Raw genomic sequence first — 26,927 nt, 5'->3', positions numbered from 1 at the left:
GGACTCGTAAAATCTGGGCTTCTCGCTCTAAAATCGTCATGGCAAATTACGGGAAATGGCGGTACCTTCTCGTTTTAGCGGCTTTTCATCGCTCCTGTCATCTCCGCGAATAATTCATGACACTAGCGAATACGAATTCGAGGTCAAACTACACAAACGAAGTCCGCCGGACGCCGACTAAAGACTTTTTTAAGCGGTTGAAACCGCTAACTACACAAACGAAGTCTGCCTTCGCTGACTAAAGAGTAAAGTTATTGTAGGGTGCCAATGCGCGCCTTACCGCTATCATTAGCGTATCATGTAAGACTTTTTCAGCTTGCTTTGATTATAGGAACTAGACTTCTTGCAAAAATAGTTAGGACGCTGCTCAGAGCAACGTCCCACAAAAATCTTTTTTTCTTGTGGGATGGCTTTGAGCAGCGTCCCAAAATTTGATTAAAAGGACTTTTGCAATCTTGTCTACTGTTCAGAACTACAAACCCATAGAGATGGCTTTAGTTCCCAAATCTAACACAAAATTTTCTCCGTCTTCATAAAGTTTTTTGCGACTTTTTGCAAGTTGCCGCACGTTATCCCGAAAATCGTGAGAGAGTTTTGCTTGCAGTCGAAACCAAGATGACAATCCAGGCCCCGAAGTATCTACATCTGCGGGATGATTGAGACTCCAAGACGAATAAGCTATGTATCGAATAGATTTTGAAACTAAATAGTTTGCTAAGGCTTCAGGGCCTTTGAATACAGGCATACCGGGTGGCAAACTTGCTCCCCCCGGCCAGTCTGCTAGGAAAATTTGATTGCGTTTGAAGTCGAGGATAAAAGGTGCATCTAGTCTGGTCAAAACTGTTTCTCCCTGTGGCACAGACTCCTGCATTGCTACGTACTGCGACTTTTGCTTTGCTGTAACTAATGATGGATTTGTCAGCCCAAATTCTATATTTTTTACATAAGCTGAATAAGTCTGTTTAGTGATAGCCCAGTTATAGCTAATTGCCAACCCCGCACAAAATACAGCAGCAATAAAAAAGTTGGCTGCTCCGTTTTTGTTTAATGTTCCTGTGTCGGTCATTGCTACCGCGATCAATATTAAAATTGCTGGGAAAAGGTGAGAAAACGAATACCGAAAAGGGTCGGCATTTTCGGTAATTACACCTACAGCAATTGTCGCCAATCCCGCTGCAATTGTCATTGATAAAACTGCTTGGCGGTTCGAGAACGAAGGTTCTTCGGGTAAATTGCCAAACTTCCAAGGTCGGATGCTCAAGCTCAAACAGCCGAGAAATATCAGTATAAAAACGTAAATACCTTGGAATGCTATCAGGGCGCTTTTCGCAGTTCCTAATAACGTCGAACCTGATTTGAAGGTAATGCCGTAGGCGGAGGCGTGATAGCCTTTTCCCAAAAGAGGATACAATAGAGTGCCTGAGGATTGATACATTGAAATCATCCAAGGCAGTAGAAATACTCCCACTAATACTGTTGTCAAAACCATTTCAAATACAGCTTTTTGTTTGGATTCGGAGCTAATTAAATGGCAAATATAGCTCGTGGCAAATAGAAAGACACAGGCGGGTATTAACGAGGATTTTAAAGCACAAATAGCCGCAGTAATTAAAGCTAATATACAAGCATTTGCTGCCCAATGGTTGTCTTCTATTTCTTTACTGTCAATGGTTCTGAACAAACTTACAAATAAAGCAACGGGTAGCATGAGACTTGTAGTGTTGGCTTTGGGAAGTGGAATCAAAAGCAAGAATAAAATAGTGAAGACGATTCGTTTGGTTGAAACTTTATTTTCTTTGAAAAATCCTAGAATTAATCCGACAGTAATTATCAGGGGCAAAGCGGGGTCGATGAGGTTGAGATTAGTGTCGGAAAGTCCGCTTAAAATCAATACTTGGAGAAATGACTGCCCACCTAAAGATACTATTCTTCGTTCGCTAAAAGGGTCTGAACCCATGGAACCGAGTTGCAGCATTTTGTGGGGAAATACTAAGTAACCGTGGTAGTCGTCGCTAGTATTAAATCCGTCAGCATAGACCATATTTGCAAAGTTGTGTCTACCTGTATAAAGCCATCCGGCGTATTGAATTAAAATTAGTAGACTAACTATGGCAATGCCTGCTAAGATGACTTTGTCTTGGCGGCATTCTTGAAATACGTGCAAGATATTATTAATAATTAATTGTCTGTGATTTACTAAATCTATTAGACAGTAAATGAGTCCCAAACCTAAAAAAAATAGAATTGTGGTTTGGGAAATAGTCCAGGTTGCATTTAAGATGCCGCCAATTAGAACGCTAAAAGCTAGACCCCAAGCGGCTCTTTGTCCCCAGTCAATTCGCTGGTTGGGAAACAGGATGTGGTTGAGGACTTTTCCCCAACCGATGAGGGATAGTAGCAGGCAAATACCGTAGAAAAATGAGATGAGGTATAACATCATTGCTGTAGGAGTTGTATCTATTAAATAGTTAACTTTTTAGTTGATTAGTTGTCAAGTGTCGGCTATTTTTATAGGGAGGGTTTTCGATTATACAATAGGGGGTTATTTTAGTCAATTTATTGTTGATTATTTATATTAATTAATGGGGGCAAAAAAGGGGGTTAATGACTTGGGAATTTATTTTTTAGTGAGAGATGGGGAAGCAAAGATCGATCGCACGCTGGAACACAAAAAGATCGCCCAGCCATATCTTCTTTCCTGCGATGGAGGGAAAGGTTAGCGGGGCGATCGGCATTCTACAGACATCGTGTCTGTACAGACAGCTAAAGGGCAGGCTACCGGAAATCAGCCTAGCCTTTGTACTGTCGGATTTTGTCGGCAATCTATTGCAGAAGTGCGATCGAGGGTGCATCGCAGTTCATCTCCAGGTATTCGGCTACGATCGCGAATGCCGAAACCAAAATTACCAAATTCTGGCTTCTGCCGAGCTACTTCATGTCTTCGGAGAGGGTCGGAGCTAAAAATCAAACAAGTGTTGCCACAGGATATCAATGACCTAACATTAAATCTTATCAAAGTTTCTGCTACATCTCCGAATTTTTCATGTATCGTTACAATATGCTCATCTGCCATATCTAAAAAAAATTTAATGAGGTAAAAGCCATGATCGCAAGTTGCTTGATTCCGTTTACGCTCTGCTTGCTCGCTGGGCTCGTGACTGCTGGGACTGACAAGAGAACGCTAGACGGGATTCCGGCTCCCATAGCTGCAATTATTGGGGTGTGTTCGTTAATTTGGTTTTTTGCGGTCTGTCCTTGGCCTGTTGAACTCGCTCTAGTCTTGGTGGTGCTGGTTTTTGGCAAAGCTTACCTGCAAGATATCTTGAAAGTCGGTTGAATTTTGAGGGCGATCGCTCCTAGATTTGGGCTAGCGCGACGATCGATCGTTGGGTGCTTCTACTTTCTTCAAAAATTTTCGCTTGTGGCGATGGTTTCCGTTATGTTTTGCGAGCAAGCCGCCACGGCCAAAGCAACCGCAGTATTGGTAAAATTCTTCTTTAGATATTTCGGCTATAAACTATAGCCTTTCGATCTCCCATATGAGGTACTCATGGGAATAGGGCATAGGGAATAGGGAATAGGGAATAGGGCATAGGGAATAGGGAATAGGGCATAGGGCATAGGGAATAGGGAATAGGGCATAGGGCATAGGGCATAGGGCATAGGGCATAGGGCCTAGGGCATAGGGCCTAACTCACTTTTTTAAGAAAGGCTATATATCAATACCGTTTACTGGTATAGTGCCCTGGAGGTAAAATCCGATGAGAAATAGATACTGCGATTGCTTCGTTCCTCGCAATGACTATCTTAAGTCAACCGTATTGGGCTATATATAACATTAAGAAACAAGATTCGTTAAATCCTTGCAATCAAATTTTAGGACTGGCTCTCGGGCCCATCCTACAATTTTTAAGGTGCGCTGGTGGCGCACCCTAGAGATCGAGCTATTAAATTGGCAAGCGATTGATATCTTTATTAGAACCAATTACTACCATCACCTCGCCGTTTTTCAAGCGTTCGTTTGGCTGGGGATTGATCTCGAAATTGTCGCCGCGACCGACTGCGAGCAAGTTCAAACCGTACCGGCGCCGGAGATCCAAATCGGCAATGGTTTTACCGTCAAATTTTTCAGGAACGAGCAACTCAACAATGCTGTGATTTGGGTCTAGGTCAAAGCGTTCTAAAATGCTGGGTTGTGTAAGAATGCGGGCTAAAGAGCAGCCCATTTCTCGTTCGGGAAAAACTACATGATCGGCGCCGACTTTTTTCAACAGTTTTAAGTGAGTTTCCGAGGAAGCTTTGGCGATGACGTGAGTTACCCCGCCTTCCTTGAGGTTGAGGGTGGTGGTAATGCTTTCGGCGAGGTAATTGCCGATCGCCACAATCACTGTTTCAAATTCAAATATACCTGCTTCCTGTAGAGCGCTAGGCTCTGTAGAATCTAACTGCAAAACGTGAGCTGAAATGCGATCGTTCAAAGCTTGAGTTACTTTTTTTTCGTCGGTGTCAACCCCGAGGACTTCGTAACCCAAGCCGTGGAGAGTCGAGCACACTGCTCTGCCGAAACGTCCCAAGCCAATGACTGCAAATTGCTTGTTTTCGGCGCGCAAACTGCGAAAAAATTTTAAAGATGAAAGGTTCACGCTCATATTCAGCGCTGAAGGTATGGATATTCAAATTTTAGCATAGACAGCGCTGCCTCCTTTTGATTTTTGAGTAAATAGTCAAAGTTGATTTGGGTTGTTACCCATTGTTTAGATTATCAGGAACGAGGCAGGATTTTGCTATCCAACTAACAAACTTTCCTCAGCATACTTAAAAGTTCTGGGTTTGGGGTCGCCGAATGCGGCACTCATCAGCAGCAGCACGCCAACCCGACCTATGTACATGGTAGCAATCAGAATTAATTTGCCGATCGCCGAAATCTTAGCTGTAATCCCTGTGGAAAGGCCGACCGTGCCAAAAGCTGACACTGCCTCAAACAGCACTTGGATAAATTCTAGTTCGGGATTGGTCAGTTCGATTAAAATTGCAGATGAGAAGGCGACTAACAGCGATCCGAAGACTACGCTAATGGTTTTCAAAATCAGTGCTGCTGGGATTTGACGCTGATAGCACTGCACCTGTTCCTGGCCTTCGAGAACTGCTGCGGTACAGCTAAACAATATCCTAAAAGTTGTGGTTTTGATGCCGCCGCCGGTGCTGCCGGGACTGGCGCCGACAAACATCAGCGCGATCGTCATAAATAGCGCGGCTTCGCTCATTTTTCCAATGTCAATTGTATTAAATCCTGCCGTGCGGGGCGTCACAGATTGAAACCAAGCTGCCATCACCTTTTGCGGAAAATTGAGAGGGCCGAAAGTTCCTGGGTTGTTGTATTCCAGCAGTAAATATGCTAGGGTTCCTAAAATTAAAAGGACAGCAGTGGTACTGGTGACAACTTTGAAGTTGAGGGAAAAAACTGTGCAGATGGGGCTTTTGTTGAAGCGATCGCGCAGCCACAGGTACATTTCCATAATTACTTGATAGCCGATGCCCCCAAATACGATCAAGCCGGTGACTGTGAAGTTAATTACAGGCGAATTGACGTAGCGGATTAAATTGTCTGAGTAGATGCTAAATCCGGCGTTATTAAACGAATTCACACTGTGAAAAATAGCAGACCAGAGACCGTCTTTAAATCCGTATTCTGGGACAAAAACTAACATCAGCAAAAATACTCCAGTCAATTCAAACAAAGCGGTTGTTGCTAGAATTGACTGCACGAGTTGCACTACGCCGGCCAGCCCGGATTTGTCCAGTGATTGTTGCAGGGCAATTTTGTCTTTTAAACCAAAGCGGCGGCCCAATAGCAGCAGTAAGAAAGTTGTGGCTGTCATGTAGCCCAAGCCTCCTATTTGCACCAGTAACACGAGGCACAGTTGCCCCCAAAAAGAGTAATATTTTCCGACATCTACAACCGACAACCCTGTGACGCAGACAGCGGAAGTAGATGTAAAGAGTGCTGTGATTGGATCGCTCCAAGTTCCATCAATTGTGGAAAATGGCATCATTAGTAGTAGAGCACCTGCGGTAATGACGGCGATGAATCCTAAACAAATAGTTCGCGAGACAGTCATTCGATTTTAGATTTTAGATTTGAGACTGGGGATTTTGAGATTTGAGGATGTGGGATTTGGGATTTGGGATTTGGGATTTGGGATTTGAGAGGGAACCCACAAATCGATTTTAGATTTGAGATTTTTGATTTGGGATTTTAAAGGGAACTCACAAATCGATCGCCCGGCCCGAAATCAGGATATCTCTGCGAGTGCGAGTGCCGGCTGTCGATCGCACTTTCGCCGCCAAGTTCGATGACAACAACGGGAAAATCACGGTAGAATTCCTGTAACAACTTGCGATCGTGCGATGACATCAACACTTTACCAGCAAATTCAGCAACTCTACGACGCTTCTAGCGGTTTGTGGGAGCAGGTGTGGGGCGAACATATGCACCACGGTTACTACGGCCCGGATGGCAATTTGAAAAAAGAGCGCCGACAGGCTCAGATAGATTTGATCGAGGAACTGCTCTTCTGGGCCCGAGTGCCGACAGCCGCAGGGCTATCAGAACCTTACCGCATTCTGGATGTCGGTTGCGGCATTGGTGGGAGCACGTTGTATTTGACCGAAAAGTTTGGTTCGATCGCGCAAAATAATTTAAAGTCGGATGATGGGGTCGATCGCGATTTTAGTCGATCGTCGGAACCAAATCAAAAGGGCGATCGGGTGACAGCTACCGGCATTACCCTGAGTCCGGTACAGGCAAACAGAGCAAAGGAACGCGCTAAAATTGCTGGACTGGAAAGCAATGTTAACTTTTTAGTAGCAGATGCTTTAAATATGCCTTTTCCTGATGAGTCCTTTGACTTGGTTTGGTCGCTCGAAAGTGGGGAACATATGCCCGACAAAATTAAGTTTTTACAGGAATGCTGTCGCGTGCTCAAGCCGGGAGGAACTTTGATTTTGGCAACTTGGTGTCACCGCCCGCTGGGAGAAACAGCGGGAGAATTGACTGATGCAGAGAGGAAGGAATTGGCAGAAATTTACCGAGTTTATGCTTTGCCTTATGTGATTTCTTTGCCGGAATATGAGGAGATTGTCCGCAGTTTGCCTCTGACAAGTATTCGCAGTGCTGATTGGTCAAAAGCTGTGGCTCCTTTTTGGGATGTGGTGATCGATTCTGCTTTGACTCCGAGCGCGATTTGGGGTTTGTTGACGAGCGGTTGGACGACTATTCAAGCTGCACTTGCTCTAGGGTTGATGAGTCGCGGATATGAGAGCGGATTGATTCGTTTCGGGCTAATTTGTGCTGTAAAATAAATCACAAGGATTAGAGAATTTTTGAGTTTTTAGTTAAGGCGTAAGGTGTTTTTCAGAGCATTGGTGTCAACTTGCGATTAAAGGTAGTCTGAGTCTACTGTGTTTGATGATTAGGTCTCGATCCCCCCTAACCCCCCTTAGGAAGGGGGGGACTGGAGCGATCGAAGCCTCCCCTTTTTTTAGGGGGAGTGGAGCGATCGAAGTCCCCCTTTTTTCAGAGGGACTAGAGCGTCAAAGTCCCCCTTATTAAGGGGGATTTAGGGGGATCTAGACTACGCCAAAAGCGAGAATTTTCGTGCTTCCCAGATAGTCGGGGAAAGCCGAAAACTCTCTCAAAGTCCCCCTTATTAAGGGGGTAGCATGAGTCTACTGTTTGATGATTAGGGCTCGATCCCCCCTAGCCCCCCTTAAGAAGGGGGGGACTGGAGCGATCGAAGTTCCCCTTTTTTCAGGGGGACTGGAGCGCTCAAAGTCCCCCTTCTTAAGGGGGATTTAGGGGGATCTAGACTACGCCAAAAGCGAGACTTGTCGTGCTAACCAGATAGTCGGGGAAAGCCTAAAACTCTCTCAAAGTCCCCCTTGTTAAGGGGGATATAGACTCAGCTACAAGCGGGATTTATCAGGAATTTTAGACGATTGTTGACACTAATGGCTCGGAAAATAGCCTTACTTAATATTATTTATGGTGCGTTTGTAGGATTTATGAGCAACGATTCGATTGGTAAGTCTTGGATTGATGAAAATGGCTCGGCTCCGCAAAGCTGGGTGAGGGCTTTTTGGGAGTTTTCTCGGCCGCATACGATTATCGGCACTACGTTGAGTGTACTGGCTTTGTATGCGATCGCTCAAAGCACTCGATTATTTGTGAATCCTATACTTCTGCCGCTGGCGTTTGCTTGGTTGGCTTGCATTTGCGGCAATATTTATATTGTGGGATTGAACCAGTTAGAAGATGTTGAAATTGATAAAATTAATAAGCCGTATTTGCCGATCGCCTCGGGAGCATTTTCTCGCAAAACTGGGGAGTCGATCGTAATTGCCACGGGAATTATAGCGGTTGTGACTGCTGTTTTGCAAGGCCCGTTTTTGCTGGCTACAGTTGGCGTTAGTTTGGCGATTGGGACTGCTTATTCTCTGCCACCAATTCGGTTGAAGCGGTTTCCTTTTTGGGCGGCGCTGTGCATTTTTACGGTGCGCGGGGCGATCGTCAATTTAGGGCTGTTTCTACACTTTAATTGGGTTTTGGGTTTGGGAAGGGCAAAAAGCGTTTTTACGGGCTGGAGCTTAAATAGTCTGTCTTTGGCGATTCCGGCGGAAGTTTGGGTGCTGACGGTTTTTGTGATCGTGTTTACTTTTGCGATCGCCATTTTCAAAGATATCCCTGACATGGAGGGCGACAAGCAATACAATATTACTACGTTGACGATCGAGCTGGGCAAGCGGGCTGTCTTTAATTTATCTCGCTGGGTGTTGACGGTTTGCTATTTGGGCGCTACTTTGGCGGGAGCAGTCGTGTTGTCTAATGTTAATTTAGTGTTTTTGGCGGTTGCTCATTTGGTGTCTTTGGGTTTGATGTGGTTTTGGAGTGTCAAAGTTGATTTGGATGAGCAGAAAGAAATTGCTGGTTTTTATCAGTTTATCTGGAAGTTGTTTTTCTTGGAATATCTGATTTTTCCCGCAGCTTGTTTGTTGGGATGAAGGCAGTTGGCAGTTGGCAGTTGGCAGTTGGCGGTTATTGTTATAGTAAAAAACAACAAACAACAAACAACAAATAACAAATAACAAATAACAAATAACAAACAACAAAGACAACTATGGCTTCTAAGAAAAAATTGCAAAAATCTGCCGTCAAAATGCGTGGTGAAGATTCTTTGAACATAGCTTGGGAATATCATCAAGCGGGGCGTTTGTTAGAAGCTGAAAATTTGTACCGGCAAATTGTGGAAGCGCAGCCGGAGTCAGCAAACGTGTTGTGTTTGTTGGGAATTGCAGTCAGACAGCAGGGAAAAGTGGCTGAGGCGATCGACTTTTACGATCGCGCGATCGCCCAAAACCCGGATTTTGTAGAGGCACATTTAAACAAAGCCCATGTTTTGATGGATGTGGGTGCTACTCAAAGGGCGATCGCCAGTTACGAACAAGTGATCAAAATTCAGCCCAATTCGGCACTAGCATACAACAATTTGGGCTGGCTCAAACAGCACTTGGGCGAAATTGACTCGGCAATTTCATATTATCAAACAGCCCTCGGACTCGATCCAAGCCTGGTGGAAACTGCACACAATTTAGCAGGCTTGTTAAAAGAAAAAAATCAATTAAATGAGGCAGTTGCTTGTTACCTGCACGCTTTAAAAATTAATCCTAATTTGACATATTCTCTGATCGGATTGGGAAGAATTTTTCAGCAGCAAGGTAAATTCCCCGAAGCTTTCGACTGCTACCAGCAAGCTATAGCTTTAGAACCTAACAGTCCCGAAGCTCAGAACAATGTGGGAGCATTTTACCACGAGCAAGGCAATACTAAAGCAGCAGTTTCCCACTACCGACAAGCATTAAAACTTAAGCCGGACTTCGTGGATGCGATTAACAACCTCGCCCACGCTTTGGTGGATTTAGGAGAATTTCAAGAGGCTTTTGCTTGTCACCATCGAGCCTTGGAATTGCAGCCAGACAACGCCATCGCACACCTGGAATTAGCCTTGACTTTGCTATTGTTTGGAGATTTCCAGCGCGGTTTTGCTGAGTATGAGTGGCGGTGGCGGACTTCGCAAGTAGAAGCGAGACAATTTCCACAGCCGCTTTGGGATGGTGCTGATTTGCAGGGTAAAACTATTTTACTCCACGTCGAGCAAGGCTTTGGCGATTCGATTCAGTTTATTCGCTACGCGCCGGTGCTTCGCAGTCGAGGCGCTAAAGTTATTGTGGCTTGCTATCCGGATTTGATGCGGTTGTTTGCGACAGTGGCGGGGATTGAATATTTATCAGTTTGTTTTGAGGATTTGCCAGCATTTGACGTGCACGCACCGCTGATGAGTTTGCCGAGGATTGTGGGGACAACTCTGGAAACAATCCCGGCAAATGTTCCTTATTTGGCTCCGCCTGCTGAGTGCAGTTTTGCACTTGCTTCTGATGCAAAGTTAAAGGTGGGGATTGTTTGGGCGGGAAGTCCGCAGCGGCGTAAAGATAATCAACGTTCTTGTAGTTTAAGCGATTTTATTCAATTTTTGGATGTTCCGGGAATTGCTTTTTATAGTTTACAAAAAAACTTGTCGGAGTGCGATCGCACTTTGTTGCACCAGCATCTAATCCCGGATTTGAGCCCGCATCTGAATGACTTTGCTGATACGGCTTCTGCGATATCTCAACTGGATTTAGTGATTAGTGTGGATACTTCTGTGGCACACTTGGCTGGTGCTTTGGGTAAACCAGTTTGGGTGCTGCTGTCTTTTGCTCCTGACTGGCGCTGGCTGCTGGATCGCGAAGACAATCCTTGGTATCCAACTGCAAGGCTTTTCCGCCAAAGTCAGCCGGAAGGTTGGGAAGAATTGTTTGGGGATGTGCAAGCGGCTTTGAGTTTGTTTGCGATCGCAAATTCTGCTACTTCTGCTGAGGATGCTGCGGAAAATCTGGAAATGACAGGCGCTAGCTTGGTTGAGGAAAACAAACAAATATTTGTGAGTGCGGGCGCAGCTTTAGGGAATGACTCAACAGCCAACTATTCCCTGGGAATTGAGACATCTGTTGTCGCAACGGGCGATGAAAATTCGGCTGTTTTAGAGGATTTATTGCAACAAGCAGAACATTTAATGGAAACAGGCGACAAGCTAGAGGCGATCGCACTTTACGAACAAATTATATCTCTCGCTCCCAATTGTTTCCAAGCGCGAATTAATTATGGTTTTCTCAAACACGAAAATGGGGAATTAGATGCAGCCATTCCGCATTACCAAGAAGCTTTAGCGCTCGCTCCCAATATTCCTCAAACAGCTTACAACTTGGCAAAGATTTTTGAGGAACAAGGTGAAGTGCAACAGGCGATCGCACATTACGAACAAGCTCTGGCTGCTGAACCGGATTTCGTGCCCGCACTGATTAATTTAGCGGTGGCGCTGCAAGAAAAGGGGGAACTGTTAAGGGCACTCGATCTGTACCGCCGAGCGCTGGAAATTCAACCCCATAGCTGGGAAGCTTACAACAATCTGGCAACTGTTTTGCAAGAACAGGGGAATTTAGAAGAGGCACTGGAGTATTATCACAAAGCGCTGGAATTGCTGCCGGATTTTGTGGAAGCTATCAACAATTTAGGCAGAACTTTTCTGGAAAAAGGTGCGGTTGAAGATGCGATCGCCTGCTACAGAAGAGCGATTTCTCTTAGCCCGGATCATGCTAGCGCTCACCTGAATTTGTCCTTGGCTTTGCTGTTGGCGGGAGATTTTGAAAATGGCCTGGCCGAATACGAGTGGCGCTGGCACATTAAAGAATTTAAAACAGGCCATTCGTGTTATTTGACGGCACCGGGAAATACGCTTTCGGCAAGAGAATATCGGCCGCTGTGGGATGGTTCCAATTTGCAGGGAAAGACTGTTTTACTGCACGCCGAACAAGGTTTAGGCGATTCGCTTCAGTTTATTCGCTACGTTGAGATTGTCAAAGATCGAGGCGGTAGGGTAATTGTTGATTGTTACCCGCAATTGCGCCGTTTGTTTGCCATGGTTGATGGCATTGATTTGCTGATAGTTAGAGGTGAACCGCTGCCGGAATTTGACGTGCAAGTGCCGATGTTGAGTTTACCCTATGTTCTCGGTACAAGGCTAGAAACAATTCCGGCAACTACTGCTTATTTATCTCCGCCTCCGGATGCTGAATTTGGACTTTTGCCCGATCGCAATTTGAAAGTTGGGATTGTCTGGGCGGGGAATCCCAAACACCGCAAAAATATGCAGCGTTCTTGCGGTTTAAGTCAGTTTCTGCCGCTTTTGGACGTTTCGGGGGTAACTTTTTACAGCTTGCAGAAGGAGGTTTTAGAGGCCGATCGCGAGTTGTTGAATCAAACGCCGATCGTCGATTTGAGCCCGCATTTTGGCGATTTGGCTGATACTGCTGCTGCGATCGCCAAACTGGATTTAGTAATTACTGTCGATACGGCTGTCGCGCATTTGGCGGGGGCTTTGGGCAAACCAGTCTGGATTTTGCTGGCATTTTCCCCAGATTGGCGGTGGTTGTTGGAGCGCGAAGACAGTCCTTGGTATCCCAGTGCAAGGCTGTTTCGGCAACGGGAAAGGGGAGGCTGGGAGGGCGTTTTCGCTCGGGTGGCGGAGGCTCTAGGCGCTGTTTCTGCTGGATTTGTGCCGTCGGAGGCGGCGGATTGGGAATTGCGGTTGGGCCGAGATTTGCAACAGCAGGGTAATTTGGGCGGGGCGATCGAATGTTACGAGCGGGCGATCGCGATCGATCCGAATTATGCAGCCGCCCACAGCAATTTAGGTGTTGTCAAACAGCAAAGCGGGCGGTTGACAGAGGCGATCGCGCATTACCGACAAGCCCTAGAAATTGACCCGAATTTGGGGGAAACTGCAAGCAATTTGGGCAGTGCCCTGGCGGAAGCAGGGGAGAATGAAAGTGCGATCGCCCAATACCAGCGGGCGCTGTCTTTGAATCCGAATTGTGCGGAAGCGCTGGTTAATTTGGGCCTGCTGCGGGAAGAGCAAGGCGATGTGGCGGAGGCTGTCAGGTTATACCAGCAAGCGATTCAAGTCAATCCTGATTGTGCTGTGGCTTATTTGAATTTGGGCATTGCTTTAGAGGAACGAGGAGAGGAAACGGGCGCGAATTACGATCGCGCGATCGCGCATTACGAACGGGCGATCGCTCTCGAACCCAATTATGTAGACGCCTTGCACAACTTAGGATACGCCTCGATCCGGCAAGGCAAAATTGCCGATGCGATCGCCTATTACGATCGCGCTATGGCGCTGCAACCAGATTTAGCCGAAACTCTGATCGGTTTGGGGAGTTCCCTGCACCAGCAAGATAAGTTAGATGAGGCTCTAGCCGTTTGCCAGCAAGCAATTCAGCAGTTGCCATCCCATGCTGGCGCTCGCTGCAATCTGGGAATTGTCCTGCACAAACAGGGCAAAATTGCAGGTGCGATCGCCTGTTACCAGCAAGCTTTGAGCCTGCAACCCGACTTTCCCGAAGCTTTGAACAATCTGGGTAAAGCTTTTGAGGAAGCCGGAAACATGGCAGAGGCGATCGATTGTTACCGTAGGGCGATCGAGTTGAAACCCGGTAACATGAATCCCCTCAACGGTTTGGGGAAAGCGTTGCACAATGGCGGCCAATTTGCCGATGCTGTCACCTGCTACAGTCAAGCAGTTGAATTCAATGCAACTAACCCGGAATCTCACCTAAATTTAGGTTTGGCTTTGCTGCTGTCTGGAGAGTTGCAGCGCGGTTTTTCCGAGTACGAATGGCGGCTCATAATTAAAGACAAACAGTTTCCGTGCCACAACTTTATTCAACCGATTTGGGACGGTCAAGATTTGGAGGGAAAAACTATTTTGCTTTGCCCGGAACAGGGTTTGGGCGATGCCATTCAGTTCATTCGCTACGCAGATTTAGTCAAGCAAAAAGGCGGTAAGGTAATTGTTTGGTGTTTGCCGCACTTGCAGCGGTTGTTTGCCCAAGTTTCGGGAATCGATCAGTTAATAATTAGTCCCGACGAGGCGCCAGATTTTCAAGTTCACGCGCGGTTAATGAGTTTGCCGCACATTCTAGGAACAACTTTAGATACTATACCGGCTAATGTTCCTTATTTAGCTCCGCCACCTGGTTTGGAATGCACTCTTCCCAATACTCCTAATTTGAAAGTAGGGATTGTGTGGTCTGGAAATCCTCAACATTCACAAAATAAGGTAAGATCGTTCCCGCTAGATTTGTTGGCAAAACTGTTAGAGATTCCCGGAGCAGATTTTTACAATTTGCAAAAGCAAATGACAGCAGAAGAGCGCGCTTGGTTAGAGCAAATGCCCGTCACAGATTTAAGCTCTAATTTGCACGATATGGCCGTTACTGCTGCGGTAATCTCGGCTCTGGATTTAGTCATTTCGGTAGATACTTCTGTAGCGCATTTGGCGGGTGCTTTGGGCAAACCAGTATGGATTTTGCTGTGTTTTGTGCCGGATTGGCGGTGGATGTTGACCCGGGAAGATAGTCCTTGGTATCCGACGGCGCGCTTGTTTCGTCAGTCAGCAGCGGGGGATTGGGATGGAGTTTTAGAAGAAGTTACTTTGGCACTGCAAGCAAAAATTTCCGAGCATCAGGAAGCTCGACAGCCAGTAGAAATTCAATCTAATATTCAATCTAACATTCAATCTAATATTCAATCTAATATTGCAGGGATGTTTCAGCCTATTGTAGGGGCGGTGCCCCCGTGCCCGCCCTCCGAGGGGGTAGGGGCGGTGCCCCCGTGCCCGCCCTCCGAGGTAGAAGTAGGGGCGGTGCCCCCGTGCCCGCCCTCCGAGGTAGAAGTAGGGGCGGTGCCCCCGTGCCCGCCCTCCGAGTTGGTGGGGGTAGGCACGCACCATCCACTACCCCTACAAAATCGCGATCGTCCTGAGAATGAAATAGCCCTGTCTAATATTGAGTTAGCTAAGAAACAATTCGATCGCGCAAATCTGCTGAAATCCCAAGGAAGGCTTGCCGAGGCGATCGCATATTTTAAGAATGCTTTGGTTTTGCAGCCAGATTCGATCGAGTCCGCTACTAATTTGGCAGTGACGCTGCACCAAACAGGCGATTTAGCCGAAGCTGCCACCTATTATCAGCGCGCGATCGAAATTGACCCGAACTGCGCTCAAGCGCAAAATAACTTGGGTATTTTGCTGCAAGATCGGGGGAATATAGCCGAGGCTCTAATTTGCTTTCAAAAGGCGATCGCCCTAAATCCCGTTTATGTCAAAGCTTTGAACAATCTCGGCGCGACTCTCCAGCAGCAGGGCGAGATTCAAAGTGCGATCGTCTATTTTCAGCAAGCACTTTCCCTCAATGCCAATTACGTACCCGCCCTAGTAAATTTGGGCGCGGCGATGCAAGCAAAATGTCAGCCAGCCGAGGCTAAAAGACTTTACCAGCGTGCAATTGAAGCAGAACCGAACAATCCTCAAGGACACTATAACCTGGGAAATTCATATTTGGCTGCTGGCGAAATAGAGCAGGCAATTTCTAGCTTTGAGTTGGCAATATCTTTGCAACCAAATTATGTAGAAGCCCTGACTAATTTAGGCAGTGCTGTGGAACTATTGGGAGACGTAAATCGGGCAGTTTCCTGTTACGATCGAGCTCTCGCAATCGCTCCAAACTGTGTTAAAGCTCACTTCAATTTAGGCTTAGTCTTGCTGTTGACAGGTGATTTGCCGCGCGGTTTAGCAGAATACGAGTGGCGGTGGCACACAGATCAGGCGAAAAAATTGCAGCGGTTGAATTTTGATAAGCCGGTTTGGGACGGTTCAGATTTGAACGGACAAACTATTTTACTCCGCTGCGAACAAGGTTTGGGCGATGCAATTCAATTTGTCCGCTACGCCGCAATTGTTCAACAAAAAGGCGGCAAAGTCATTATATCTTGCTATCAAGAACTGAAGCGTTTATTTAAGCAGATTCCTGGCATCGAACAAGTGGCGGTGCGGGTGGAAGAATTGCCCGATTTCCAAGTGCAAGCACCCCTGATGAGTTTGCCGCACATTCTCGGAACAACTTTAGACAATATACCCGCCAATGTTCCTTATTTAGCGGCGCCGCCGAATTGGCAATTTTCGCTAAATTGCGATGGCAATTTCAAAGTGGGAATTGTCTGGGCTGGAAGTTCGGAACATTTGAAGGATTTTGTGCGATCGAGCGATTTCAGCTATTTCTTGAAATTCTTAGATATTCCCGGTGTCACTTTTTACAGTCTGCAAAAACAAGTGTCGGCGGATGATATTGCTTTGTTAACTCAAACTTCAGTCATAGATTTGAGCGACAATTTGAACGATTTTGCCGATACTGCGGCGGTGATATCGCAACTAGATTTAGTTATTACTGTCGATACCGCTGTGGCGCATTTAGCCGGTGCTTTGGGTAAACCTGTCTGGATTTTGCTCTCTTTCATGCCCGATTGGCGGTGGATGCTGACACGGGAAGACAGCCCTTGGTATCCCACTGCGCGGTTGTTTCGGCAAGAAACACCTGGTGATTGGGATGGCGTGGGCGATCGCATAAAAACCGCTTTACAAGAGTTAATTTCCACTGAAGCGAAACTACCATCAAGTGCGATCGCTCTCAACGCACTCACAGAAATAGACGTACAGTTTAACATAGCCAAGGCATTACAAAAACAAGGCAACAAAGCAGCCGCAGCCGCGCGCTACCAACAAGTAATCGCCGCCTCGCCCAACCACGCCGAAGCCCACACTTATTTAGGTTATCTCAAACAGGAAAACGGACAAATAGCCGAGGCAGTTTTGCACTACAAGCAAGCACTAGCAACCAATCCCAACCTGGACAAAACCAACTTATATTTAGGTTATGCCCTGGAAGAACAAGGAAGAGTTGCGGAGGCGATCGACTGCTATACTAAAGCAATTCAACTATCTCCAGAATCTCCAGACTTGCGTTTGAGACTAGCATTTGCTTTGCTGTTGACTGGCAATTTCCAGGCTGGTTTTGCGGAGTACGAATCGCGCTGGCAAACTCAAGAATTGGAGCAACGCTATTCAGATAGCCCGCTTTGGGATGGTTCAGATTTGCAGGGAAAAACAATTTTATTGCACCCAGAACAAGGTTTTGGCGATGCGATTCATTTTATCCGCTACGCACCTTTAGTCAAGCAAAAAGGCGGCAAAGTTATGGTTGCTTGCCATCAATCGCTGAAGCGTTTGTTTGAAAAAGTGGCAGGCGTAGATAATGTAGTAACAAATCCGCAGAATTTGCTAGATTTCCAGGTGCAAGCGCCGCTGCTAAGTTTGCCGCGAATTCTGGGAACTACTTTGGAAACAATCCCGGCAAATATTCCTTATTTAGCTCCGCCCGATGATGGTAAACTTTCCCTAGAATCGAACAATAAACTAAAAGTAGGTATTGTGTGGGCGGGCGGGCCTCTCCACCGCAAAAATCACGAGCGATCCTGTAAACTGAGCGATTTCCTAAAGTTTTTAGATGTTCCGGGCGCGAGTTTTTACAGCCTTCAGAAAGACTTGTCGGCGGGCAATTTAACTTTATTGAACCAACAGCAAATCCCTGATTTAAGCGGACATTGCGTCGATTTTGCCGACACCGCAGCGATTGTTTCGCAACTGGATTTAGTAATTTGCGTCGATACTGCGATCGCCCACTTAGCCGGTGCGTTGGGCAAACCCGTCTGGATTTTGCTCTCTTTCATGCCCGATTGGCGGTGGATGCTGACACGGGAAGACAGCCCTTGGTATCCCACTGCGCGGTTGTTTCGGCAGTCACAGGCGGGTGATTGGGATGCCGTGGGCGATCGGATAAAAGCAGCCCTAGAACAGCTAATTACCCGTTTCCAGGCTCAAACTCAAAATCCCCTCCCACAAACTCCGCTACAAATAATAGAAAAAACTCATTCCCAAACTCTACCTAGTAACATATCTCCAGAAGTTTCCCCTCAAAATATCCCCGCACAAATAACAGGAATCGGCATCAGTTGGCCAGTCAGCATCACCAGCGGCTGGGGCATTTACGGCATGAATTTAACACTGCAACTGCTGCGAAATCCCGCCTGGGAAGTTGCACTTTTAGTACCGCCATCCATTACCTCAGAATCCATCAATCCGCTGCACAAATCGCTGTTGTCACCCGCAGTAGAAAAGCAAAGACAATTTCAGGAATTAGTAACAGCAAATTCCGACAAACAAATCAGTTGTAACTTTCCCGTACTTTACGCATTGGGGAATAACTTAGCATCCTCGGGAGTTGAAAATCACCTAATCAGCCCTTGTCAAGTAGGAGTCATCTTTTTTGAAGACACCCGCATCACCCCAGCAGCCCTAGAAACAGCCAAAAAATATCGCGCCATCGTCGCCGGTTCCCATTGGAATGCCGATGTTTTGAGAAGCTGCGGCTTGACTAACGTCGGGATGGTAAATCAAGGAATTGACCCCGCAATTTTCCATCCTGCACCTAAATCTAACTTATTTGGCGATCGCTTTGTCATCTTCTCCGGCGGCAAACTCGAATATCGCAAAGGGCAAGACATTGTAATTGCCGCTTTCAAACGATTTCGGGCCAAACATCCAGAAGCTTTACTACTAACAACCTGGCACAACTTCTGGCCTCAGTATATGCTAGGAATCGAACAAACCGGAAATGTTGCGGGACTTCCCAATATCAACCGCGACGGAAGTTTAGGAATTTCGCAATGGTTGGCGGCTAACGGCTTACCAGTTGAATCTTTTATCGACATCGGTTTAATTCCCAATCACCTCGCCGGACAAATATTGCGAGAAGCCGACTGCGCTGTTTTCACCAATCGCTGCGAAGGCGGCACTAATTTAGTCGCAATGGAAAGTATGGCCTGCGGAATTCCTACTATTTTATCAGCAAATACCGGACATTTAGACTTGATTTACAGCAATATTTGCTATCCTTTGTCGCGTCAGGGGCGAGTTAAACCGACTGCTCATTTTCCCGGTGTAGAAGGTTGGGGAGAGTCAGACGTTGAGGAAGTTGTCGAGGCTTTGGAGCAAGTTTATACTAATCGCGAAGCAGCGCAACGTCGGGGTTTAGCTGCGGCGAATTTTATGTTAGATTGGACTTGGGAAAAACAAGTTAAGCGTTTTCTTGATGTTATTAATGAGCTTTAGATGACCGGATGAAGAAGGACTGAAGTCCTCACTACGAACCTGAAGGACTGAAGTCCTCACTACGAACCTGAAGGACTGAAGTCCTCACTACGAACCTGAAGAAGGACTAAAGTCCTCACTACAAACCTGGTTCGTAGTAAGGACTTCAGTCCTTCTTTCTTTCTTTTCGTTTAATTGACTGCTTCCAAGATTTTCTCAGCATTCTTCACACTTTCAATATCGTAAATATCGCGGTTGTAACAAACAATTTGTGCTACTAACTTTTCATGATGTTGCTGAGCTTTTGCCAACATAGAACCCTGGGAACGCCGATAATTGACAACTACTTCTTTCGTTCCCAAAAATGGGATATTATGTCTGTGACAATTCACCCAAAACTCCCAATCTTCGTAACCTTCTTTCATCCCAACTTTATAACCTGCCACTAAATCTAAAATAGATTTGTGATACAGTGAAGACGGGTGAATCATGTTAGAGTACTTGATGTTTTCCGGCGAATACAAATCGCAACTCGGTACTATGCGATTTTCTGTACCAAACATTTGATAAGAACCAAATGCTACACAAGGTACATTAGATTTTAAGCATATTTCTAAAAGACTATTCAAGGCGTTTTCAGCTAAAATATCGTCGGCATCCAAAGGCATGATGTATTCACCATTTGCTGCTGCTATTCCAGCATTTCTTGCCAGAGACAGCCCTTGATTTGTTTGTTCTATCAGCCTGATATTATGCTGGGGATTTGCTGCTATTAAATTTTTGGCAACTGTGCTAGTAGTATCTAAGCTGCCATCATTGACAATGATAATTTCCAAATTTTTGTAAGTTTGCTTAATTGCGCTAGTTACCGCTTGTGGCAAAAAATGAGATTGATTGTAGCAGGGAACAATCACAGATACCAAAGGTCGATTTTCCAATTGCTGGGATGCAGAAATTTGCCTGAAACTTTCTGTTTGGGCTGACTTTTGAGCAGCTTGCAAGCTATAAAAATAAATTTTGGGATGAACAATTGCTAATTGATTCAAATCGGTGTTTTGATATTCACTTTCTAAAATAGGATATCTCGATAAATATTCTTGTTTAACAAAAATAAATATATTCTGAGCGTACCAAGGCTCTACTTTGTCATTGTTCCATATTTTTCTCCTCAAGCAATCCACGACTGCAAAACCTTTTGTATGAAAATAATTTACCCAATATTGCGGCCACTGTTCGTTAACGTGTTCGACACCTCCTTGAAACGGTATCGCAGCCGAAAACAAAATTACTGGTGCTAATTGAGTGAGAGAATTAACAAAGGTTTCAGCACAGGTAGCTGGTAAATGTTCTGCAACTTCTAGGGAAATTGCTAAGTCAAACTTTCTTGTTAATTGCAGCGTTTGCTTTAAATCGGCGGATTGGAACTGATTTAAAGGAATTTGTAAAAGAGTGCGATCGACATAATCGCCATCTATTCCCAAACAGTCAGCAATTCCCAATTTATGAAAAGCAGCTAACCAACTTCCCGTACCGCAGCCCACATCCACTACACTTTTAGGTAAAATTGGTTGCAGCAAGTCTAACAGCAGGGGAATAATTTCTATAGCAGAAGTGCGAGTTCCTTCTCCTATTAATTCGTAGAAATCTCTTGTATAAGATGACTGTGGCTTTTTATTCTTTTTACTGTATTTGGTCGAATCAATCCCCTCTAAATTGCTAATTTGATAACCCTGCAAATGTGTTGGCAACTCCCAATAAATATTGGCATCTGGTTGATGTTTTACAGGCTCGACATTTCCCCGCCAAGCTGCACCCATAATTTGCATTGTTTGATATACTATCGTTTGCCAGCCCTGTTGTTTCAAGTAATCTAAACCCTTAGCAACAGCCGGAGCAGCTAAGTCGTGAAATAAAATTATTGCATCTTCTTCAGCTAATTTTTCGCAGGCGATCGCATCATTTAACGGCCCATCACCTTCGTGTTCTCCGTCAATAAAAATTAACGACCATTTACGGTTGAATTGAGCGGCAAAATCTATTACTCTCTGAGGACTGTACCCGGGGATTAGCTCGACGGAAGTTTGAACTCCCGACGCATTGAGAGCGCCTTGAATTGAATCGATGACGCTTTGTCTGATATCTTCTCTTTCTAATAGCGGATCGACGACATCTAACTCAACTCCAGCGAGGGCTAAGTGACAGGCCGACCATCCCAGCCAGCAGCCGATTTCTAACGCTTTTTTGCCTGCAAATTGCAGGGCTGTATTGTAAAGGATGTGTGCTTCGTCGCGACTGAGAAATCCGACTGAACTAGCACGGCGATCGACATACCAATTGTGCTCGATTTCCCGGCGCAGATATGGCCACGGACAAGTATTAGTATCGCCCACAATCATGTTGGGAAAGTATGCATCTGGGAGAGTAATTTTTAGTCCGGGCGAGACGTAATCTCCGACAGGCAATGTATTGTTTTGAATTTGAGAGGGTGGTTGTACACTCATTTTTTCTGATTTTAATTGTGGGGATACTGGCTGTTGAATTGGTTGGTAGCGGAGACTAATTTCTACTTGATTCCCGTCTGTTGTTGCTAATTTTACCAAGTCGTGCTTGTGACCGGTGATGTGCAGAATGCCGATCGCCCCGTGCGGCAAATACGGCTCCACAAAACAGCGTCGCTGCTTGTCCCAGACGGGCAAACCGAAGTTGCAGCTCCAATTGCACCGAGCCGGCAGCATCTCTGTGCGATCGAACATTTCAGTACCGTAAACCAGCCGATTTAACGCTATTTGGTCAGTCATCAAAGAAACGTGCCGCTGCAATCCCTCATCCAGATATTCCGCCCAAAGTTGCCAATGCGGCGCATCTTTGTGCAGCGCAAAGATACCTGCATTGATAGTTGGATAGCTGTGCAACTGTTTGGCAACTTCTTCCCCAAAAGCTGCTTGATAATCGCGATAAACAAATTCCCAGTACCAAGGCAATTTGCCATAAGCTAAATAATAGCCTCTATCTAATTCTGGAACAACTGCTAAACCCCGTTTTGCCGCGCCTTTTACGAATAATTCCACAGCTTGCCAATCCTGCACCCAAGCATCAGCATCTATCCACAGGTAGATGTCAAAATTGGGGAAGTAACGGCGCAGAAACGGACGAGCTAAAAGCCCTTTGAGATAGTGAGGTGCTTCATTTTTACCGGGAAAGTTGAAGTCCCAATCGGGTTTTTGAATGATATTAACTCTTGTTTCCAGCCACTGCAATTGTTCGGGAGTGCAGCCGAGATCGAAAAAGCCGATCGCCACATTTGCACTTTCTGATTTTTCCCGCACCGATAAAATAGTACCTCGCACCAGTTCAAAGTAATTTGCATCGGCAGCCGTAATGATGATAATCTGCATAAATATAGGATTTCTAGTTAAGGATTGGGCATCGGGCATTGGGCATCGGGCATCGGGCATCGGGCATCGGGCATTGGGCATTGATTGTTTGTTATTTTTTATTTTATAGCGGTTATCAAAAAGATGAGGTATGTTGTTGGGCTTTAGCCCTCTTAGTCTAGTGGTTATATAAGCCGTCAGTCATATCTCATCTTTTTGAGAAAGTCTATATAATTGCTGATTCTTCCTTCTTCCTTAAATTATACTATCGAGGATGACTTATGAAAAACTCAAAAGGAAAAGTTTATCTAGTCGGTGCGGGGCCGGGAGATTGTAACTTGATGACAGTGCGATCGCAAAAACTGCTCTCCCAAGCCGAAGTCTTAATCTACGACGCACTCATCGACATCCCGCAACTCGCATTAATTCCAGTAACTTGTCAGAAAATCGAAGTGGGGAAACGCGGCGGCAAACCTTCCGCCCAGCAGCAAGAAATTAACCGTTTGCTGGTAGAACATTGCCAACTTGGCAAACAAGTAGTCCGTCTTAAAAGTGGCGATCCATTTATTTTTGGTCGCTCCAGTTCCGAAATTCAAGCATTAATTATAGCAGGCTGCGAATTTGAAGTAATCCCCGGAATATCCTCAGCATTTGCGGCACCTTTACTAGCAGGAATCCCCCTCACAGATCCGGTAATGAGCCGCTGTTTTGCAGTGATGAGCGCCCACGAACCGGATGCGCTGGAATGGGAAGCTTTAGTGCGGATAGAAACTCTGGTAATCTTGATGGGAGGACGCAATTTAAGCGAGATAGTCTGGCAATTAAAAAAACACGGACGATCGCCCGAAACTGCGATCGCCATTATCCGAGATTGCGGCCGCCCCGAACAGCAAATCTGGATCGGCACGCTCTGCGACATTGTACAGCAAACAACAGGTGAATCTCTATCGCCTTGCGTCATCGTCATTGGGGAAGTAGTTAGATTGCGCGAATTTTTAATCCAGCCAGAAAGCACAAACATGAGCCATACACCTGTCACCGCTAACATGAGCCAACCGCTAGCCGGAAAAACGATTTTAGTCACCCGCGCGGCTTCCCAGTCCGGTCAATTTAGCGATCGACTCCAGCAACTGGGTGCCCGCGCGATCGAAATGCCAGCCTTAGTAATTGGTGCGCCTTCAAGTTGGGAACCGTTGGATAGTGCGATCGACCAAATGTCAAGCTTTCACTGGTTAATCCTCACTTCCCACAACGCCGTAGACTGGTTTTTTCAAAGATTGCAAGCAAAAGGCAAAGACGCGCGGAGCTTGTTTGGCATTAAAATCGCAGTAGTTGGGAAAAAGACAGCAGAAAGTTTGCGATCGCACTCGCTACAACCAGACTTTATTCCCCCCAACTTTGTCGCCGATTCCCTAGTCGAAAACTTCCCCGACAATTTGCAAAACTGCAAAATCTTATTTCCCAGAGTAGAAAGTGGGGGAAGAGAAGTTTTATTCAAAGAATTCACCGCCAAAGGAGCGCAAGTAATCGAAGTACCAGCGTACCAATCTTGCTGTCCCGAAACAATCGATCCGATCGCCCTAGCCGCACTCCAGAATCAAGCCGTAGATATCATCACCTTTGCCAGTTCCAAAACCGTACATAACTTTTGCCACCTGATCGAAACAACTCCCGAATTCTCCTTATCTCAGGATTGGCTAGAAAAAGTTTGCATCGCCTCCATCGGCCCGGAAACCTCCAAAAGCTGCCAGAATTTATTGGGCAAGTTAGACCTAGAAGCGACAGAATATACATTAGATGGGTTGACTGAGGCGATCGTCCAATGGGCAACAAAACATCAAATTACATAGTTGCACCCGAAGCGGTACGTAGTTGCGCTTGAGCGCTCTTTCAGGGCTAAAGCCCAACAACGTACCACTTCAGATCGCACAAGTACGTAGTTGCGCTTCAGCGCTCTTTCAAAGGTACGTAGTTGCGCTTCAGCGCTCTTTGAGGGCTAAAGCCCAACAACGTACCGCTTCGGGTGCATCTGGTTGTTGAAGAGGGCTCTCGCATGACCGCATATAAGTTATTAGTTATAATCCCATATTGATTGCGGTCATGCTTCGCCCCTACGGATATATTTGCCTTGCGCCAGATGCACCCCTCTTTTTTGGAAATATCTTCGTAGGGGCTCTCGCATTCCGGCAGTAAATCTCTGCTTCTCACTAATAAATTGTCTGCCGGAATGCGAGAGCCCTTGCAAAATAGAGATGTACCCGGGTGCGTCGGAGAACACCAAATTTTTTGGCAGATATCCTCAGCCCGATGCAGCTTATAACTGAGTCTGGATATTGGGGAATCGCGGAACAAAAAAGCGAGTAAAATTATCAGTAAAGAACAAAGCCGATCGCCAATAGCGTCAAAACATTAATCAAACTAAAAACCCAAAAAGCCCAAACCACCAACCGCAGCGAACTCCCATACCAAACTACCAATTAGCAACAGCCATGAATATAAACTTTTCTCGTTACGACACCTTAACCACCTTGCTAGCAGGAACCACCGCAGCCTTAACCATAGTCATCAGCCAACCGGCGATCGCCAAAACACCCCAAGAAGTCGCCAGCATCGCCGGGCCGCTGACAGTACAAATCAATAGTTCCCTAGGAGACGGTTCCGGGGTAATTATTGCCAAAAACGGCAAAACTTACACAGTTTTAACAGTCAATCACGTCGTAGAAAAAGCAGACGTGAAATACACCGTTCGCACGTCGGCTGGCAAAAACTATCAAGTAAGCAACGTCACCCGCTTGCAAACAGCCCCAACAGATCCGGATTTAGCAGTAGTCAAATTTGAAAGTCCCGAAGAATATCCAGTGGCGACGCTAGCCGATTCTGACAAAGCCGTCATCGGCACTCAAATCTTCGTTTACGGCTATCCCGCTACGGGGGGACTCTTTGGGGCCGAACGAGAACCAGAAATGTCTCCCGGACTCGTTACCAGCCGCCCGCGCGATCGCCGGGAAGGTTACACTTTGCGGTATCAAGCCGTCACTTGGAGTGGGATGAGTGGCGGGCCAGTTTTCGACTCCGAAGCCCGAGTCATCGGTTTGCACGGACAAGGGGAATTCGGTTTCGCCCAAATCAGTAACGGCGAAGTCGCCCCGATTAAAACAGGATTTAATGCAGCAGTTCCCATTAATACATTTATCGCCAAACTGGTGGCGGCGGGAATTAACAAATCCGAGTTGAAAGTAGACAATACTCCCACAACTATCGGCCCGGTATCCACCGCCAATCCGCAAGACGCCCAAGCCTATTATTTTCGAGGGCTTTCCCGCTTAGATGAAGGAGATGCTTGGGAGGCGATCGCCGATTTCAACAAAGCACTCACTTTCAATCCTAAATACAGCCCAGAATTGCATTTTAATATCGGCAATGCCCGCACTTTCATTACTGCCGGCTTGCCACAACCCGACCCCACCCGCGGTGGAACCGCTATTCAAGCATACACGCAGGCGATCGCAGCCAATCCCGGTTTTGCCGACGCCTACTACAACCGAGCTTTAGCTTACCTGACAGAAGACAAAGCCAAAGCAATTGCCGACTTTCAAAAAGCAGCGGAACTTTACAAGCAAGGCGGCAGAACAACTGCATATCAAGACGCCCTCAAGCGCATCCAACAATTGCAGTAGAATGATAAGTTAAGAATTAAGAATTAAAAATGAATTATCCCATTTTTAATTCTTAATCGAATTCATACAAACAGCAGGTAAATAATCATGACTGCTATTACATTAAATCTCAATTCCATTATCCAACTAACTTCCGAACAGTTTTATCAACTGTGTGAAGAACACCCAGAATTGAAACTAGAACGCAACGCCAACGGAGAATTAATCGTCATGCCACCAACCGGAGGAGAAACAGGGAAACGCAATTTAACAGCAGGCGCTCAACTCTGGATCTGGAACGATCGAACCGAACTCGGTGAAGCCTTTGATTCCTCCACAGGATTTACTCTGCCCAAGGGCGCCGATCGCTCTCCTGATGCGTCTTGGGTAGAAAAATCGCGTTGGCAAGCTTTGACACCGGAACAAAAAGACAAATTTATCCCCTTATGTCCTGATTTTGTCATCGAGTTTCTTTCTCCGAGTGACAGCTTGAAAAAGACTCAGGAAAAAATGCAAGAATATATGGATAATGGCTGCCGCTTGGGTTGGCTGATTAACCGCAAAAAACGAGAAGTAGAAATTTATCCCCCCGGCCAAGAAGTGGAAGTTTTACAATCTCCTCTCGCCCTTTCTGGGGAAGATGTTTTGCCGGGATTTGTTTTAAATTTGCAAAAAATTTGGAATTAGTAAGATTAAAC

13 protein-coding genes are annotated in these 26,927 nt (G+C 46.0%); 8 read left to right on the top strand and 5 right to left on the bottom strand.

Features of this window, described 5'->3' with window-relative positions; genetic code table 11:
- Positions 1-472 precede the first annotated feature (472 nt).
- On the bottom strand, positions 473-2,440 hold the full coding sequence (locus QZW82_RS20240; RefSeq protein ID WP_293151802.1) for a hypothetical protein: 1,968 nt from the start codon (positions 2,438-2,440) through the stop codon (positions 473-475).
- A 194-nt stretch (positions 2,441-2,634) separates the two neighbouring features.
- On the opposite strand from QZW82_RS20240, the gene QZW82_RS20235 reads away from it, so the two are divergent.
- Together QZW82_RS20235 and QZW82_RS20230 are read left to right on the top strand one after the other, a co-directional pair.
- Positions 2,635-2,961 (top strand): hypothetical protein, encoded by a 327-nt coding sequence (locus QZW82_RS20235; RefSeq protein WP_293151799.1) that lies wholly within the window; start codon positions 2,635-2,637, stop codon positions 2,959-2,961.
- Positions 2,962-3,103: 142 nt separating this feature from the next.
- Entirely contained in the window at positions 3,104-3,337 is a 234-nt protein-coding gene (locus QZW82_RS20230; RefSeq protein WP_293151796.1) for a hypothetical protein, read from the top strand.
- 610 nt (positions 3,338-3,947) lie between these two features.
- Here QZW82_RS20230 and QZW82_RS20225 read toward each other — a convergent pair.
- The 3 genes from QZW82_RS20225 to QZW82_RS20215 form a co-directional block, all read right to left on the bottom strand.
- Positions 3,948-4,643 carry a TrkA family potassium uptake protein gene (locus tag QZW82_RS20225; RefSeq protein WP_293151816.1) on the bottom strand — a complete coding sequence of 232 codons (696 nt, stop codon included), beginning with the start codon at positions 4,641-4,643 and terminating at the stop codon, positions 3,948-3,950.
- A gap of 141 nt (positions 4,644-4,784) precedes the next feature.
- Positions 4,785-6,119 carry a TrkH family potassium uptake protein gene (locus QZW82_RS20220; protein WP_293151793.1) on the bottom strand — a complete coding sequence of 445 codons (1,335 nt, stop codon included), beginning with the start codon at positions 6,117-6,119 and terminating at the stop codon, positions 4,785-4,787.
- 137 nt (positions 6,120-6,256) lie between these two features.
- On the bottom strand, positions 6,257-6,415 hold the full coding sequence (locus QZW82_RS20215; protein WP_293151791.1) for a hypothetical protein: 159 nt from the start codon (positions 6,413-6,415) through the stop codon (positions 6,257-6,259).
- Between QZW82_RS20215 and QZW82_RS20210 the strand changes: the two genes are divergently transcribed.
- The 3 genes from QZW82_RS20210 to QZW82_RS20200 all read left to right on the top strand — a co-directional run bounded on the left by QZW82_RS20210 (position 6,409) and on the right by QZW82_RS20200 (position 19,220).
- Complete coding sequence (locus QZW82_RS20210) at positions 6,409-7,362, top strand: methyltransferase domain-containing protein (RefSeq protein ID WP_293151787.1); 954 nt, start codon at positions 6,409-6,411, stop codon at positions 7,360-7,362. The two genes, QZW82_RS20215 and QZW82_RS20210, sit on opposite strands and share 7 nt — an antisense overlap.
- 702 nt (positions 7,363-8,064) lie before the next feature.
- Entirely contained in the window at positions 8,065-9,060 is a 996-nt protein-coding gene (locus QZW82_RS20205) for a homogentisate phytyltransferase (protein WP_293151784.1), read from the top strand.
- Positions 9,061-9,176: 116 nt separating this feature from the next.
- A complete protein-coding gene (locus QZW82_RS20200) occupies positions 9,177-19,220 on the top strand; it encodes a tetratricopeptide repeat protein (RefSeq protein WP_293151781.1) in 10,044 nt (3,347 codons plus the stop codon).
- A gap of 170 nt (positions 19,221-19,390) precedes the next feature.
- On the opposite strand, the gene QZW82_RS20195 is transcribed toward QZW82_RS20200, so the two are convergent.
- Entirely contained in the window at positions 19,391-22,675 is a 3,285-nt protein-coding gene (locus tag QZW82_RS20195; RefSeq protein ID WP_293151778.1) for a glycosyltransferase, read from the bottom strand.
- A gap of 179 nt (positions 22,676-22,854) precedes the next feature.
- Here QZW82_RS20195 and cobA point away from each other — a divergent pair, with 179 nt between their 5' ends.
- From cobA to QZW82_RS20180, 3 genes are all read left to right on the top strand, one after another.
- On the top strand, positions 22,855-24,423 hold the full coding sequence (cobA, locus tag QZW82_RS20190; protein ID WP_293151775.1) for a uroporphyrinogen-III C-methyltransferase: 1,569 nt from the start codon (positions 22,855-22,857) through the stop codon (positions 24,421-24,423).
- Positions 24,424-25,062: 639 nt separating this feature from the next.
- Positions 25,063-26,250 (top strand): tetratricopeptide repeat-containing serine protease family protein, encoded by a 1,188-nt coding sequence (locus QZW82_RS20185; RefSeq protein WP_293151773.1) that lies wholly within the window; start codon positions 25,063-25,065, stop codon positions 26,248-26,250.
- An 87-nt stretch (positions 26,251-26,337) separates the two neighbouring features.
- Positions 26,338-26,916: a Uma2 family endonuclease gene (locus QZW82_RS20180; protein WP_293151770.1), complete on the top strand. Its 579-nt coding sequence runs from the start codon at positions 26,338-26,340 to the stop codon at positions 26,914-26,916.
- Positions 26,917-26,927: the final 11 nt, after the last annotated feature.

Origin of the sequence: Microcoleus sp. bin48.metabat.b7b8b9.023 (genome assembly GCF_013299185.1) — a bacterium.
Taxonomy (GTDB): Bacteria; Cyanobacteriota; Cyanobacteriia; order Cyanobacteriales; family Microcoleaceae; genus Microcoleus.
The sequence above is the reverse complement of the archived record's forward strand: the minus strand, read 5'-3'. Positions and strand labels throughout refer to the sequence as shown.

Coding starts and splice junctions, on each gene's coding strand:
- QZW82_RS20240 (WP_293151802.1), bottom strand. CDS start 2,440: ATGATGTTATACCTCATCTCATTTTTCTACGGTATTTGCCTGCTACTA.
- QZW82_RS20235 (WP_293151799.1), top strand. CDS start 2,635: ATGGGGAAGCAAAGATCGATCGCACGCTGGAACACAAAAAGATCGCCC.
- QZW82_RS20230 (WP_293151796.1), top strand. CDS start 3,104: ATGATCGCAAGTTGCTTGATTCCGTTTACGCTCTGCTTGCTCGCTGGG.
- QZW82_RS20220 (WP_293151793.1), bottom strand. CDS start 6,119: ATGACTGTCTCGCGAACTATTTGTTTAGGATTCATCGCCGTCATTACC.
- QZW82_RS20210 (WP_293151787.1), top strand. CDS start 6,409: ATGACATCAACACTTTACCAGCAAATTCAGCAACTCTACGACGCTTCT.
- QZW82_RS20215 (WP_293151791.1), bottom strand. CDS start 6,415: ATGTCATCGCACGATCGCAAGTTGTTACAGGAATTCTACCGTGATTTT.
- QZW82_RS20205 (WP_293151784.1), top strand. CDS start 8,065: ATGAGCAACGATTCGATTGGTAAGTCTTGGATTGATGAAAATGGCTCG.
- QZW82_RS20200 (WP_293151781.1), top strand. CDS start 9,177: ATGGCTTCTAAGAAAAAATTGCAAAAATCTGCCGTCAAAATGCGTGGT.
- QZW82_RS20195 (WP_293151778.1), bottom strand. CDS start 22,675: ATGCCCAATGCCCGATGCCCGATGCCCGATGCCCGATGCCCAATGCCC.
- cobA (WP_293151775.1), top strand. CDS start 22,855: ATGAAAAACTCAAAAGGAAAAGTTTATCTAGTCGGTGCGGGGCCGGGA.
- QZW82_RS20185 (WP_293151773.1), top strand. CDS start 25,063: ATGAATATAAACTTTTCTCGTTACGACACCTTAACCACCTTGCTAGCA.
- QZW82_RS20180 (WP_293151770.1), top strand. CDS start 26,338: ATGACTGCTATTACATTAAATCTCAATTCCATTATCCAACTAACTTCC.